This is a genomic window from Lysinibacillus sp. FSL L8-0126 (assembly GCF_038630385.1).
Lineage (GTDB): Bacteria > Bacillota > Bacilli > Bacillales_A > Planococcaceae > Lysinibacillus > Lysinibacillus fusiformis_D.
Genome location: NZ_CP152028.1, coordinates 1,074,572 through 1,088,702 on the forward strand (window position 1 = coordinate 1,074,572; position 14,131 = coordinate 1,088,702).

Genomic DNA, 14,131 nt, shown 5'->3' on the forward strand with positions numbered 1-14,131 from the left:
AGAATTTCTTAAGGTTTTCGTTTTTTCCTTCCACCTATGGTTAAAACAACAATGCCACCTAGTAGCATTGCTAGACCAAGCCAGGACACGATACTTAATTGTTCTCCAATGAAAAACACCCCAAGAATGGCAGCAGTTAATGGCTCTGCTAATGACAGTGTTACAGCTGATGATGAACTAATTTTTTGCAGACCATTTAAAAACAATAAATACGCCACGCTTGTACACATAATTCCCATGAATAGCATTGTCCATAAGTTATGTGTATTCCCTAACCAAGCAAATCCATTTTCAAAAGAAAACGGCAGTAAAAATAACGTACAAATAGAGAATGTCATGGCGACTGCTGGCAATGCCTCTTCCTGTGCCATTAATTTTTTACTAATGTTTGTATAAAATGCAAAGGACACACCTGCACAAAGTGCTAGTGCAAATCCACCTATATGAACAGACTCGTCTCCATTATTCATAAATAATAAAAGACATCCGATAATCGCCATCAGTGTAGCAAGTCCCCATACCGCTGTCGGACGAGTTTTCCAAATAAGCCATTCTAAAACACCAGAAAATACTGGTGCACTACCAATTGTCGCAACTGTTCCAATGGCTACTCCTGTTAGACGGATAGATGAAAAGAAAAGACCCTGGAAAAGAGCAATACTGGCTGCAGCTAAAATCGTCCATTTCCATGACCATTTTCGAAAGTTAATTTTCCGTAATGAAATGGTAATGGCTAATAATAGACCGCCACCAATTGCAGAACGAATAGTGGCCACTGCTATTGGAGATACCCCTTGATTTAAAAATGTTTGAGCTGTTCCTGTCATTCCCCATAGAATGGCTGCTAGTAATACCAACAACGGATTTAACATTTATCAATTCATCCTCGCTTTATTACTTCATTAATACTAATAATACATATTTATCCAAAATCAAACAATTATCATTTTTACTTTTTCTTTCAATTAGCCTAGTATGCTTTCTCAACAATGGCAGTTATAATATATACAGTAAAAGGAGCGAATCGTATGTACAAAACAATTGCAGAGACAGCTGTTGATCTTGGTATGCCTGAGGATCAAATTATGCGTCTAGTTTATGAGGGGCGTATCCGTTCTGTTTACGATGGAGAACAAACCCTAATCAATAGCGGCCAATTTAGCACGTATTTTAAACAATTGGAACGTATTAAAGAGGAAATCGAAATTTGGCGTTCTACCCCTATTCCAGAAGATATAGATGTGAAAGATGAAGATTAAAAAAACCCACCATTCATACAATCGAACATTGTTGAGTGGCGGGTAATTTTAAAAAATAAGTTTATTAGATTGTCACAACAAATCCTGCTCTTTTCCCAATGATTTCAGCACAGTCCTCTACCATGACACTCGCAGTTGGGTACATTCCTGCCCCAGGGCCAACTAATGTTAATGTCCCAATATAGTTAGTCTCTAACGCTACCGCGTTGAACACATCATCAACGGGATAAAGTGGATGTTCTTTATCAACCAGTTGAGGACCAACTTTAGCGATAATTTTACCGTCAGCCCTTTTTTCCACTTCAGCGACATGGCGGTAACGCAGACCGTTTTCACACGCTTCACGGACTTGTTCAGCCGAAATGCTATCGATACCAATTACTTCTACATCAGCCCAATCTGGTTGCTCTCCGAAAGCTAAAGCACTTAAAATCATTAATTTTTTAAAGGCATCCTGACCAGAAATATCATTATATGGATCCGCCTCGGCATAACCTAAACTTTGCGCCTCTTTTAAAGCTGTTTCGAATGACCAGCCTTGTGCACGCATTTTTGTTAAAATATAATTACATGTGCCATTCAGGACTCCTTGAATACGGCTCACATCATTAACAAGTAAAATATTTTTCATTGTTTTAATAACAGGTACGCCACCTGCAGTAGTTGCCTCATAGCCTACAAAAACACCATTTGCTTTTGCCAGATCCTGCAACTCTAAGCCTCGTTTAGCAAACATCACTTTGTTGGCTGTAACAACGTGACATTTATGCTCAACTGCTCTTTTTAAATAACTGTATGCAGGCTCTTCATTTACAATCGCTTCAAACACAACCTGCATACCTGGCTCTGCTAAGACATCATCCATACTCGTCGTCATTAAATGCGCTGTACCTGGTACACGTTCACGACTAGCATCTGTCACTAAAATCTTTGCTACCTCTAATTCAATACCTAATTTATTTTTTAGCTCTTCTCGCTTTTCATTTAAAATATGATAGATCCCTTGACCTACCGTTCCAAATCCTAAAATCGCTGCCTTTATAGTTGCCATTTCTGTTATTCCCTCCAACTTACATTCCGCAGTTTCATCAAAGCTAATTTCTCCATGGGGTTGTGTCATGATAATTGGACACCCACCGCAAGCTTTAGCCAATTACTCTTCTTTGTACGAGTTTCGCTATTTTAGTATGTGTTGGAACACATACAAATTCAAATAATTCTAAATTTATCTTAAAGAAAATTGTAACGCAAATACATACTTAGTACAAGAAAAATCTTTCTAGGAAGGACATTTGTTTTCTCTAGATGTGCAAAAGAAATCGGTTTCATTCCCTTTATTATACGTTTTTTTAGTTGATCTATAAGATTTGAACAAAAATTGACTATTTCCATTTAAATATATGAATGTCTTTCTTCTATTATATATGTATGCTTGGACACCCATCATCTTGTTACTATTTTAATGACCTCTAAAGAAAAAACTCATTCCCTGTAGCAGCAGAGAATGAGCTTTAATATATGGGGGATTTCAACTTGCTTTTGAAAGCAATTGATAACGATAATGTGTTAAAGCTTGTTGAACAAGACTAATTTCTTCTTCTGTAAAATTTGGTATTGCATACGTACGTTTCACTAATTGAAATGTACCGTATTTTAAGTAAAGCTCTGTTGCAGGAAGTGCAATATGGCTCACACCGTAATGTTCATATGCCTCAAAAACTTCCTTTACAGTGTAGCCCTCCTCTTCAGCCACAACATACTCTTGAAATGCTGTATGACCAAAGACTTGCTTCCATTTTTTATCGACTGATGTAAGTAAGTGTTGAATGGATTGATTGTTGACAAAGACATGACCTTCATTCAGCTCATAAATTAGATAGGATGCAATGTTTTGTGCACTATAGATATTACCCATTTTAAACACTCCTTTATCATCAGTTTTTTTGGAAGAGCAGTCACTGGCTATGCGACCACTCTTCTTCTATATATTCAAAAGTGGGGGGAGCACTTATGAAAACATTTACCTTATAACAAGAATTTTCGTATTCTTAACTTATTCCCTAGTATATAACATGGAATTAATTAAGTCAATAATACACATAAAAATACTTGGTATTATTTTTAAAAAAGTTCTGATAATTGATGGATTTTATACTTGGTTGATGTAGCAACGTTTGACGCAATGCCAAATGAGGCAATTCGAATGAGAAAATACGTAAACTCTACAACATCCTCCCTTGCGTTCTAAAACTTAAGCTTCTACAGTTTGTTCAGTTGTTGTGGCAAGCGTAATGGCTTGTTCTAAATCAGCAATAATATCCTCTACTGCCTCTAAACCGATGGATAAGCGAATGAGCGACTCGGTTACGCCAGCTTGAATTAATTCATCTGTTGATAATTGCTGATGTGTAGTAGATGCTGGGTGAATAATGAGCGATTTGGCATCCCCTACATTTGCTACATGTGAAAACAGCTTCACGCTATCAATTAGCTTTCGACCAGCCTCACGTCCACCTTTAATGCCAAATGTAAGCACAGAACCGAAGCCATTTTTCAAGTATTTTCTCGCCAAATCATGTGTCGCAAAATCTTCTAGGCCATTATAGTTTACATACTCCACAGATGGGTGGTTTCGTAAATATTCAGCAACCGCCAACGCATTTTCATTGTGTTTAGGGATACGCAAATGAAGCGTTTCTAAACCTTGTAGTAAATTAAACGCTGCGTCAGCACTTAATGTTGGACCGAAGTCACGTAACAACTGTACGCGTAGCTTCGTAGCAAAAGCAGCAGAAGCTGTATCAATTCCGTAACGTAATCCATGGTAAGAAGCATCTGGTTCCGTAAATCCAGGGAATCGTCCACTAGTCCAATCAAACTTACCAGCGTCTACAACAACCCCACCTAAAGTTGTACCATGACCACCTATCCATTTAGTCGCGGAGTGAACAACAATATCTGCACCGTATTCAATTGGTGTGGAACCATAAGGAGAAGCAAATGTACTATCGATAATTAATGGTAAACTGTTAGCATGTGCAATCTTAGCTACTGCTTCAATATCTAAAACTTTTAAACTTGGATTACCATAAATTTCAGCGAAGACAGCTTTCGTTTTATCGGTAATCGCAGCCTTAAAATTCTCTGGGTTTGTTTCATCTACAAAAATTGTTTTAATGCCATACTTCGGTAATGTGTTAGCCAATAAATTATACGTACCACCATATAAAGAACTACCTGCTACTATTTCATCGCCTGCTCCAGCTAGATTTAAAATGGAAAATGCGATAGCTGCTGCACCAGATGAAAGTGCTACTGCTGCTGTTCCACCTTCCAATAAGGCCACACGCTTTTCAAAAACATCCACTGTCGGATTTGTAATCCGTGTGTAAATGTTCCCCGCTTCCTCTAAGGCAAAAAGACGTTGCGCATGAGCAGTGTCCTTAAATACGAAAGCAGTTGAGCGATAGACAGGAACTGTTCTAGAGCCCGTCACTGGGTCTGGCTCTTGACCACCATGTAACAGCAATGTTTCTGGTTTAAAATTTGTCATTGTGTACCTCCAATTATTTTTTTACGATGGTACCGGAGATGAGGAGGATTTATGTGTAGAAAACAAAACCCTCTCCTGTTAAGAAGAGGGTTGCGGTTGCAAGTTTTCCTCCCCTTATCTGCCAGATCCAAGTAAGAATCTGTAGGAATTAGCACCTTAGTAAGTTCATCACTTACTGGTTGCTGGGCATCATAGGGCCTATCCCTCCGCCGCTCTTGATAAGAGTATGAGATTCAATTTCCATCGTTGTAACACAGTATAAACATAGAGTTTTTTTCTGTCAATATGTAAATTTTATTTTTTCCGAAACTTCTGTCAGCTCTTATACGTAATATGAACGCATACACTAATTTAGAAAAAAATTTGAAAGGAGTATTTTTATGGTAAAAGCCGTGATCATTTTTCTCTTAGTTGGATATTTAATTGGCTGTATTCACGGCTCTAAAGTGGCACAATTTTTATCGGGGGTTGATTTAAAAAAAGCTGGCCATGGCAATGCAGGTGCCTCTAATGCTACACTTTCCCTCGGCTGGAAATATGGCGTTTTAGTAGCCCTAATCGATATTGGCAAAGGCGTTGTAGCTATTATCGGTGCACACTTTTATTTAGCAGATGCTCCGCATTTAACCGAAGGAGAAATATGGCTCCTGACCTACATTATTGCTGCAGGGGTTATTTTGGGTCATAATTTCCCATTTTATATGGGCTTCAATGGTGGGAAAGGAACTGCCTCTATTATTGGAATTCTACTTGCTGTAGATTGGAAGATTGGTTTATTTGCACTTATTTTATTTGTCATTTTATCCTTTGCAACTAACTATTTAATTGTCGGTGTTCTAGAGTTTTATCTCGTTTTTTGTACGGCAACATATTTATGGATTCCTGGAATTGGCCCAACTATAATTGCTGTCCTTCTTTTTGGCATAGCTATTATCCTGCACATCGAAAATATCCAACGATTAGTGAAGGGTACAGAGCCTAAAGTAACGTCTGCATTTAAGAAAAAGAAATAATATTACAATGGATATTTTTGTATTTTTTATGACCGTATATTTTCTCTTTATCTACTTATATCGCTGTAAAAAGCAGCTATTCTGCATACTTATTTTTTTACAATAAAATAGACAAGTTCTTATCTTAATAAAACATTTTACTAACCGATGTTATGGATAATAATCGTCATATTTATCGTAGAAAGGATGAGAAAATATGTCTTCACCCAATCAAACAGCTACGAAACGGAATTTAAAGCCACTATGGATTGGCTTGGCCTTTGCTTTACTAATCATCATTACTTTTTTACCTAATAACGGTGACTTACCGATTGCTGGACAACGAGCTTTAGCCATCTTAGCATTCGCAGTCATCCTATGGGTAACAGAGGCCGTGTCCTATCCCGTTAGCTCAGCCATGATCATTGCACTTGTAACTGTTCTACTAGGGCTCGCTCCATCAATGGACGATCCTGCTACAGAATTAGGAACTGCTGGCGCTTTAAAATTATCCTTAAGTGGATTTAGTAATTCCGCTGTCGCATTAGTAGCAGCAGCTCTTTTTTTAGCAGCAGCCATGCAAATTACCAACTTACATAAACGGCTTGCTCTCTGGATCCTTTCACTTGTAGGAACAAAAACAAAAGCTATCGTATTCGGCGCCATTTTAGTTTCTATAGCCCTCGCTTTTTTTGTTCCTTCTGCCACAGCACGTGCAGGCGCAGTCGTACCAATATTGCTAGGGATGGTCGCAGCATTTGGTTTACCACGCGATAGTCGACTCGCCGCTTTACTTGTTATTACTTCGGTACAAGCCGTTTCCATTTGGAATATCGGTATCAAGACAGCAGCAGCTCAAAATATGGTCGCTTTAAACTTTATTCAGGAACAATTTAATGTGGATATCTCCTGGGGTGCTTGGTTGCTCTATGCTGCCCCCTTCTCAATCATTATGTCTGTAGCTCTATTTTTCATTATGATCGCTTTAATTAAGCCTGAGACTAGCAATATCGAAGGTGGTAAAGAGGTCATCAAAAAACAGCTTTCAGAGCTTGGCCCATTGAAGGCTCCTGAAATTCGCTTAATCATAACATCAATCGTTTTGCTATTTTTCTGGGCAACTGAAGGGAAATTGCATCCCTTTGACACAACTACAGTCACAATTATTGCCATCGCTATTTTATTAATGCCTAAAATCGGTGTTTATTCATGGAAGGAAGTTGAACCTCATATCCCGTGGGGGACAATTATCGTCTTTGCCGTAGGTATTATGCTAGGAACCATTTTACTTAAGACGGAAGGTGCATCATGGTTATCCGATAAAGTATTTGGTTCACTTGGGCTAGATACGATGCCAATACTAGCAACCATCGCACTCGTAACATTATTTAATATTTTAATTCATTTAGGCTTTGCAAGTGCAACAAGCTTAGCCTCTGCACTGATACCTGTATTCATCGTACTAGCCTCTACATTAACAACGAATGTTGATCAAGTTGGCTTTGTCATCGTGCAACAATTCGTCATAAGTTTTGGCTTCCTATTACCAATTAGCGCACCACAAAATATGCTTGCCTATGGGACAGGAGCATTTACAACAAAGGATTTCTTGAAATCTGGTATTCCATTAACGATTATCGGCTTCCTTCTAATTCTTCTGTTCTCAGCTACTTATTGGAAATGGATTGGATTATTATAAAACTCTAATATGCTCACAATCAGAACCACCAGTATAACTGGTGGTTTGCTCTGCGCGTGAAACGCTGGGGTACTGGCCCATGTCTAAAGACATTCTGAATGGTCTGCCAACCGCACTCCGTTTTCACACAAACCGCTAAAGCGGCTTACTTATTTTTTCTTTCTCTTGATTTCTTCTCCTGTGAATGGGTCAATGAATTCTTTCATCGTCATTTGATCTTGCAGGATATCTTCTTGTAATTGATTTTTTATATACTCTTGTATCTTTTTCTTATTTCGGCCGACTGTGTCCACATAGTATCCTCGACACCAGAATTGACGATTACCGTATTTATACTTTAAATTTGCATGTCGGTCGAAAATCATTAGACTACTCTTCCCTTTTAAATAACCCATGAACGCAGATACACTCAATTTCGGAGGAATACTTACCAACATATGAATATGGTCAGGACAGGCTGTTGCCTCTATGATTTCTACATCTTTTCTTTCACATAATTGGCGCAATATTCTTCCAACATCTGCTTTAATTTGACCATAAATAATCTGCCTTCTATACTTTGGCGCAAAGACGATATGATACTTACAATTCCACGTTGTATGTGCTAAACTTTTATTATCCATTTATGGTGGCTCCTTTCGTACGAAGTCGGTTGACTAGACCTGACTTTATTGTACGTTTGGAGTTTTTTTATTGTCCATAGCTAAAAGCTTTCCGGAACCCCCTGCATAGCAGGGGGTTTTCAAAGCACACAACAAAAAGCCTTGAAGCACAATTGTCCTTCAAGGCTTTAATGATGGTATTTTATTGTTTCGTAAACGCAGGGTCCTTCATTGTCCCACTTTTTGCATAATGAACATGCCATGACAGTGCTTTTTCTAGATCGTGTGGCGTATGATGTCCACGAGTCGCCTCATTGGCATCATTATAATACTGCCATAGTTGCTCACGATAATCGGGGTGTGCACAATTATCAATGATAAGCGCCGCTCGCTCTTTCGGGGCAAGCCCACGTAAATCAGCTACACCCTGCTCAGTTACGATGACATCCACATCATGCTCAGTATGGTCCACATGTGAAACCATAGGGACAATACTTGAAATGTTGCCACCTTTAGCATACGATTTCGTCACAAAAATCCCTAGACGTGCATTACGTGCAAAGTCACCAGACCCTCCAATGCCATTCATCATCTTTGTACCAGAAACATGTGTTGAATTAACATTGCCGTATATATCAACTTCCAATGCTGTATTCACTGAAATAAGTCCGAGTCGACGAATAATTTCTGGTTGATTGGAAATTTCTTGTGGACGTAATACTAATTTATCAGCATACTTTTCAAAGTTCCCATAAACACGGTTTCCTACTTGCTCTGAAAGGGTAATAGAAGTAGCGGAAGCGAAATTTACTTTCCCTGCATCGATTAATTCAAATACTGCATCCTGTAGAACTTCTGAATAAACTTCTAAGTTCTCGAACTCAGAATCTTTAAAGCCTAACAATACGGCGTTTGCTACTGAGCCTACTCCTGATTGAATTGGTCGCAAGCTCGTTGTTAAGCGACCTACATTAATCTCTTCACGTAGGAAATTTAATAAATGATTCGCCATTACATCTGTCTCCTCATCAGCAGGAACAATTGTTGATGGCGCATCTAATATATCTGAGATAACGATGCCCTTTACTTTATCTAAATCTAGCGGAATCCCAATTATACCAAGACGATCAGACACATTTTGCAAAGGAATTGGATCACGCTTACCTTGTGGCGCAGGTACGAAAATATCATGCACTCCCTCTAATGCATCAAGCTGTGCTACATTTAATTCAATGATGATTTGGTCTGCTTCTTGTACAAAAATCGGAGAGTTACCAACTGAAGTTGTAGGAATTAATAAGCCGTCTTCTGTAATGGCAGCAGCTTCAATAATCGCAAAATCAATAGGACCTATAATACCTTGGCGAACAAGTTCAGCATTATGAGAAAGATGGGCATCTACAAATGTGATATCACCGCTATTGATTTTATTACGAATACCAGCATCTGCTTGGAAAGGGCCTCGTTTACGAATGACACCTGCTTCTGCTAAATATTGGTCTACTTCAGGACCAAGTGATGCACCTGTAAAGACATCTACTTGAAATTTCTCTTTTTTAGCTTTCTCTACAAGTGCAAGAGGTACGACTTTTACATCGCCAGCACGTGTGAATCCACTCATCCCTAATACCATACCATCTTTAATCCAAGATGCTGCTTCTTCTGCTGTTACAATCTTGCTCCGCAATTGTTCATGGCGAAGCTTTTTCGCTAACTTTTCTTCCATTCCTTATTCCCCCATCCCACTATATTTTTGTTCAACTTGCATATTTGGTTCCATTAAATGTGTGACATTCGTCAGAAGCTCTATCTTTATCCAAATAATGTTGCATCAGATAAACACTCACATCCGTTGAATAAAGAAATTGTATTTTTTGGTAGCACAACCAAATAAACAGTCGCTTCAATAATTTTAAACTATTTAGAATATTTAATCTATATTAAATGAAATATTTTACTTTACGAGATAATTTCTACATTTGTAAACTATTTAAATATAACTATCTATCTTTTTTTCATTCGATTTTGGCGACAAAGCGTGCTATGCTCTTGATATAAAGCACGCATAAAGGAGAGAGTTTTTAAATGGTTAAAGAATTATTACGCAATCATTCATCGGTACGTATTTATGATGGACAACCAATTTCAAAGGAAATCATCGAAGATTTGATCGCAACAGCGCAAATGGCTGCAACATCCCATTTTGTGCAGGCCTATAGTGTTATATGGGTAACAGATGCAGACAAAAAAGAAAAATTAGGCTTACTCTCTGGTAACCCACGTCAATATGAAACTTCAGGTGGTGCATTTGTCTTCTGCGTCGATTTCAAGCGTCTTCAAATGGCAGGAAAATTAGAGGGAGTAGACATTGTGGCTGATTCAGCTGAAAATGTCCTTGTTGGTGTCGCAGATGTTTCATTGTTTGCACAGAATTTTGTTATTGCAGCAGAGTCAATGGGGTATGGAATTTGCTATATTGGAGGAGTACGAAATAAACCTTCTGAAATAAGTGAATTGTTTAATTTACCTGATCACGTTTTCCCATTATTCGGTCTGACAATCGGTGTCCCAGCTCGTCGCAATGAAGTAAAACCACGTTTACCTGTATCTGCCATATTACATGAAAATGAATACAATGTTGAAAAATATGAAGAGCTTTTACCAGCTTATAATGCGACAATGGAAATTTATTACAATAATCGTTCATCAAACAGAAAAATTGATAATTGGACTAAACAAATGGCTGATTTTTTAGTCGAACAACGACGTCCTCATATTAAAGAGTTTTTAGCTACAAAAGGATTTAACTGGAAATAACCAAATACAAATGGGGTTACTATCGTATGATTAGAACCCCATTTTTTTCATAATTTTATTACTCATCGATATTAAGGCTAGTGATTTTGTCTCGATATAGATAGTAAGTTCACCAATAAATTAAACGAAAAGCCTCTTCCCTTTTCCAGCTATTCCATTCATATTAATAAATGATCCCTAATGGATGAAAGGAGTTAAATGAATAATGTCCAATATCAATAAACATCTTGCTCGTACTTTAGAACAACAACATAAAAGAAGTGTAAGAGGTTTATTTTTAAAAATAGAGGAATTAAATAATGCATGTACACAGCTAAGAAAACGATTAGAGCCGAATGTTGATTTGACACTGTATAAACAGGCTATTGATTATGTTAATCAGTTCGTTTCCCATACCTCTATTCTCAACTTAAAATTTATTACCAATACACAAAATTTAGAAGTAGCTGTTTTACATACTCTTTTTTTATCCTATATTTTAGAACGCGAATCCACGCATTCTTTTGCGTACGAAAATAGATTACTACAAGGCTATTTACATGAAATCTTTACATTAAATGACCACGCAAAAACACTCTTTATGAACCATAAAAAAAAAATGCTAACCTTTATTCAAGAGGACAAATCCACATAATAAAAGACGATCTTGATATATCGAAGATCGTCTTTTGTTCTTTTATTGTAATCCCTTAATCATGAGGGATCGAACTGGCAAGAATTGTTCACCTGTATCGCCATATGTGAGAATGACCTCATCACCTTCTTGTAAATATATTGCTAAAGGCTCTGTTTCGGCACTAATTAAATAATTTTCACCATTATTTAATAAGAAAGATACCATTGTAAAATCACCTAGACGTTCTTTGTAAACACGCATTACCTTCCCGCTCACTTGTTTCTCTTCCGCATTTGAGCTACCATCTACTGTATTTCCTCCACGACTTAAGGCCGTTTTATATAGCTTTAGTGCCTCTTTAGGAGTAGTAGCATAAACAGATATTTCAGGATTGGCAGCAGATACGATGAAGTAGTTTTGTAAAAAGCCGTTGGAATCTAGTACCGCTGTCAGCCAGCTTGCTTCACCATAAAAGTTATATAACACTGGCATTTCACCAGTCCATTTTTTCTCAATAAATTTCTTCTCGATAATTTGTAAATTACCCTGTGAATCCATATAACTTGAATCTAAATTTCCTGTATAGTATGTGGCATCCCCTGTACGAGCATTCGTTAAGGAATAGCCTAACATTGAATCTACGCCTTCTTTAGGGCTTGTAAAATCAGTAAAGTAATACATATCACCCTTCTCATCGAAAATTGGACTTACATTCGATTCTGTTCCTTCATCGGAAGGGATCTTTACATCCTTTTTACCAAACATACTGTTCCAAAAACCGTGAACATAATTACCAAAATAACTGTTTTGTAAACTTACTGTCTCTGGTGAAACTGCACCATCAATAAATTCAGGTATTTTGTCCAGTTCAACCGTTTCCGATTTCCCTGTTAGTGCATCAACTAAAACAATCCCTTTCACATCAAAGCCATTACGCGCGGTAATAAATTCACCATATGAACGAATGTAATAAGGCTTACCTTCATCATCTACTTCAAGCTGAACATCTCCATAAAAAATAAGGAATGGATGTTGTAAACGAATATGACGTTCTAAATTAGCATTTAAATATGCAGAAGGAACATATTTCATTTCCTCTTTAACGAATTTAGGATTATCTGCAGAATCTGTGGCACTCATAATAAAGTAACCAGGTGTTGTATCCCCATTCATCCATTTAAAGAATCCTGAAAATTCAACTGGTGCGATATAAACATAATCACCCTTCACTTTTTGGATTTGTAAGCGTCCTAACTCATAGTAACTAGTGTTTGGCACTTGCCCGAAAGCTTTTTTCATTTTATTGCGAGCAAATTTCGGTGGTACACTTGCAGGTGTTTGTGTCTCATCGAATGGTTTTATTTCAACTTCTTCCTTCATTTCTGAGGATTCAAATTTTTCATTAGCATTCCATAGAGGAGCCGATAATACATACACAGCTACGCCTAAACTTGCTAAAAATAAAATACCTTTTATTTTCCGTTCAATACCACTTGCAAGCAGGGCGCCAGCTAACGTTAATAAAATAATAGCAGGCCAAAAAACAAGCCAGTTTACATCAATTTTTGTTACATATAGAGTGATTGCAGTAGCTAAAAATCCTAGTACAAAGACACCAATAAAAAAGTATCCAATCACCTTTCTTGATTTACCATCTTCTCGCTTCTTTGTAATAAGCGGTGTCACTAACACACTCGCGATCAATGCAATGACTGCAGAAGCTATCAGTAGCTTAGTCATTTGGTTCATCCTCTCTTCAGCTTTCTGTCTACTTATTTACGGTTACATACTAAAAAAGTTTCATACATACGTTGTACAGAAAGGAATTCTACCATAAATATTGAATTTCAAAAGGAAAGGAGCTGAAAAATTTGTTAAAAAAATTTCTAATAGGTTTCATTATTTTATTTGGTCTTTATTATATATTTCTCTTTTCCCATATTGCCGAAAGTTTAAAACTCATTTTTAAAGTGATTCCCATGTTGCTCATCATTATTTTAGCTGCGATTCAGAAGCCATTACATATTAAAAAATACCAACTTTTAATTATTGCTGGGCTTATATTTTGTATGATTGGGGACTATACATTGCAGTGGTTTTTAATTGGTCTGACTAGCTTTCTTATAGGTCATGTCTTTTATATTTTTGCTTTCTCTACCGCAAACGAGCGGCAAGTACCCACGTGGGCAAAAATACTCTTACTGCTTTACGGAGCGAGCATGGCCATCTGGATTGCAGGGTCTGTCTTTAAAACAGGTGAAACGATACTTGGTATCGCAGTGATTGCCTATATTTCAGTGATTCTCACTATGGGATGGACGGCCATAAAAACCGATTCTACATTGGCGACAATTGGTGCTCTGTTATTTATTGCTTCTGATTCTTATTTAGCTATTAATAAATTTGTCACGCCACTAGCTTTTTCACACGAAGTAATCATGCTAACTTATTATAGCGCTCAATTACTTATTGCATTAAGTATCCTTCAATATTCCGAAATCCGAAGTAAAGTGTTACAATAATATCAATTATGCCTTGGCATAATGCGCCCAGAATCAACTTTGTGAATGCACAAAGAATTTTAACATATACA

The 14,131-nt window shown here is 37.4% G+C and carries 13 protein-coding genes and 1 riboswitch; of the genes, 6 read left to right on the forward strand and 7 right to left on the reverse strand.

From position 1 onward, the window contains the following. Positions 1–8: 8 nt before the first annotated feature. The gene (locus MHI34_RS05045; protein WP_036117748.1) at positions 9–872 is read right to left on the reverse strand and encodes an EamA family transporter; all 864 of its coding nucleotides are present in this window, start codon (positions 870–872) and stop codon (positions 9–11) included. Between the two features lie 156 nt (positions 873–1,028). On the opposite strand from MHI34_RS05045, the gene MHI34_RS05050 reads away from it, so the two are divergent. Next, positions 1,029–1,259: an excisionase gene (locus tag MHI34_RS05050; protein WP_036117751.1), complete on the forward strand. Its 231-nt coding sequence runs from the start codon at positions 1,029–1,031 to the stop codon at positions 1,257–1,259. 64 nt (positions 1,260–1,323) lie between these two features. Here the strand turns inward: MHI34_RS05050 and MHI34_RS05055 are convergent, their stop codons facing one another. The 3 genes from MHI34_RS05055 to MHI34_RS05065 form a co-directional block, all read right to left on the reverse strand. Continuing rightward, positions 1,324–2,310 (reverse strand): homoserine dehydrogenase, encoded by a 987-nt coding sequence (locus MHI34_RS05055; protein ID WP_342504455.1) that lies wholly within the window; start codon positions 2,308–2,310, stop codon positions 1,324–1,326. Positions 2,311–2,787: 477 nt separating this feature from the next. Beyond that, the gene (locus MHI34_RS05060) at positions 2,788–3,174 is read right to left on the reverse strand and encodes a hypothetical protein (RefSeq protein WP_342504175.1); all 387 of its coding nucleotides are present in this window, start codon (positions 3,172–3,174) and stop codon (positions 2,788–2,790) included. Between the two features lie 336 nt (positions 3,175–3,510). Next, positions 3,511–4,812, reverse strand: a complete 1,302-nt coding sequence (locus MHI34_RS05065) for an O-acetylhomoserine aminocarboxypropyltransferase/cysteine synthase family protein (protein ID WP_058844782.1) — start codon at positions 4,810–4,812, stop codon at positions 3,511–3,513. A gap of 111 nt (positions 4,813–4,923) precedes the next feature. Further along, positions 4,924–5,037: riboswitch (SAM riboswitch) on the reverse strand. A gap of 155 nt (positions 5,038–5,192) precedes the next feature. Here MHI34_RS05065 and MHI34_RS05070 point away from each other — a divergent pair. Further along, on the forward strand, positions 5,193–5,825 hold the full coding sequence (locus MHI34_RS05070) for a glycerol-3-phosphate acyltransferase (protein WP_036117761.1): 633 nt from the start codon (positions 5,193–5,195) through the stop codon (positions 5,823–5,825). 196 nt (positions 5,826–6,021) lie between these two features. Beyond that, entirely contained in the window at positions 6,022–7,503 is a 1,482-nt protein-coding gene (locus MHI34_RS05075) for a DASS family sodium-coupled anion symporter (RefSeq protein WP_058844783.1), read from the forward strand. 149 nt (positions 7,504–7,652) lie between these two features. Here MHI34_RS05075 and tnpA read toward each other — a convergent pair whose 3' ends face one another. Both tnpA and MHI34_RS05085 read right to left on the reverse strand, forming a co-directional pair. After that, positions 7,653–8,126: an IS200/IS605 family transposase gene (tnpA, locus tag MHI34_RS05080; protein WP_036129052.1), complete on the reverse strand. Its 474-nt coding sequence runs from the start codon at positions 8,124–8,126 to the stop codon at positions 7,653–7,655. Positions 8,127–8,307: 181 nt separating this feature from the next. Further along, positions 8,308–9,831 (reverse strand): succinate CoA transferase, encoded by a 1,524-nt coding sequence (locus MHI34_RS05085; RefSeq protein WP_340810237.1) that lies wholly within the window; start codon positions 9,829–9,831, stop codon positions 8,308–8,310. Between the two features lie 359 nt (positions 9,832–10,190). Between MHI34_RS05085 and chrR the strand changes: the two genes are divergently transcribed. Next, positions 10,191–10,922, forward strand: coding sequence for a class II chromate reductase ChrR (gene chrR, locus MHI34_RS05090; protein ID WP_342504176.1), 732 nt, complete (start codon positions 10,191–10,193; stop codon positions 10,920–10,922). Between the two features lie 205 nt (positions 10,923–11,127). After that, positions 11,128–11,556: a hypothetical protein gene (locus MHI34_RS05095; RefSeq protein WP_058844786.1), complete on the forward strand. Its 429-nt coding sequence runs from the start codon at positions 11,128–11,130 to the stop codon at positions 11,554–11,556. Between the two features lie 42 nt (positions 11,557–11,598). Here MHI34_RS05095 and MHI34_RS05100 read toward each other — a convergent pair whose 3' ends face one another. Further along, positions 11,599–13,278, reverse strand: coding sequence for a hypothetical protein (locus tag MHI34_RS05100; protein WP_342504177.1), 1,680 nt, complete (start codon positions 13,276–13,278; stop codon positions 11,599–11,601). 131 nt (positions 13,279–13,409) lie between these two features. Here MHI34_RS05100 and MHI34_RS05105 point away from each other — a divergent pair, with 131 nt between their 5' ends. Then, entirely contained in the window at positions 13,410–14,060 is a 651-nt protein-coding gene (locus MHI34_RS05105) for a lysoplasmalogenase (protein ID WP_036117779.1), read from the forward strand. The last annotated feature ends 71 nt before the right edge of the window (positions 14,061–14,131 follow it).

Bases quoted from the DNA above. Each gene is read 5' to 3' on its own strand.
- MHI34_RS05070 (WP_036117761.1), top strand. From the start codon at position 5,193: ATGGTAAAAGCCGTGATCATTTTTCTCTTAGTTGGATATTTAATTGGC.
- MHI34_RS05100 (WP_342504177.1), bottom strand. From the start codon at position 13,278: ATGACTAAGCTACTGATAGCTTCTGCAGTCATTGCATTGATCGCGAGT.
- MHI34_RS05050 (WP_036117751.1), top strand. From the start codon at position 1,029: ATGTACAAAACAATTGCAGAGACAGCTGTTGATCTTGGTATGCCTGAG.
- MHI34_RS05065 (WP_058844782.1), bottom strand. From the start codon at position 4,812: ATGACAAATTTTAAACCAGAAACATTGCTGTTACATGGTGGTCAAGAG.
- MHI34_RS05060 (WP_342504175.1), bottom strand. From the start codon at position 3,174: ATGGGTAATATCTATAGTGCACAAAACATTGCATCCTATCTAATTTAT.
- MHI34_RS05075 (WP_058844783.1), top strand. From the start codon at position 6,022: ATGTCTTCACCCAATCAAACAGCTACGAAACGGAATTTAAAGCCACTA.
- MHI34_RS05055 (WP_342504455.1), bottom strand. From the start codon at position 2,310: ATGGCAACTATAAAGGCAGCGATTTTAGGATTTGGAACGGTAGGTCAA.
- tnpA (WP_036129052.1), bottom strand. From the start codon at position 8,126: ATGGATAATAAAAGTTTAGCACATACAACGTGGAATTGTAAGTATCAT.
- chrR (WP_342504176.1), top strand. From the start codon at position 10,191: ATGGTTAAAGAATTATTACGCAATCATTCATCGGTACGTATTTATGAT.
- MHI34_RS05095 (WP_058844786.1), top strand. From the start codon at position 11,128: ATGTCCAATATCAATAAACATCTTGCTCGTACTTTAGAACAACAACAT.
- MHI34_RS05045 (WP_036117748.1), bottom strand. From the start codon at position 872: ATGTTAAATCCGTTGTTGGTATTACTAGCAGCCATTCTATGGGGAATG.
- MHI34_RS05085 (WP_340810237.1), bottom strand. From the start codon at position 9,831: ATGGAAGAAAAGTTAGCGAAAAAGCTTCGCCATGAACAATTGCGGAGC.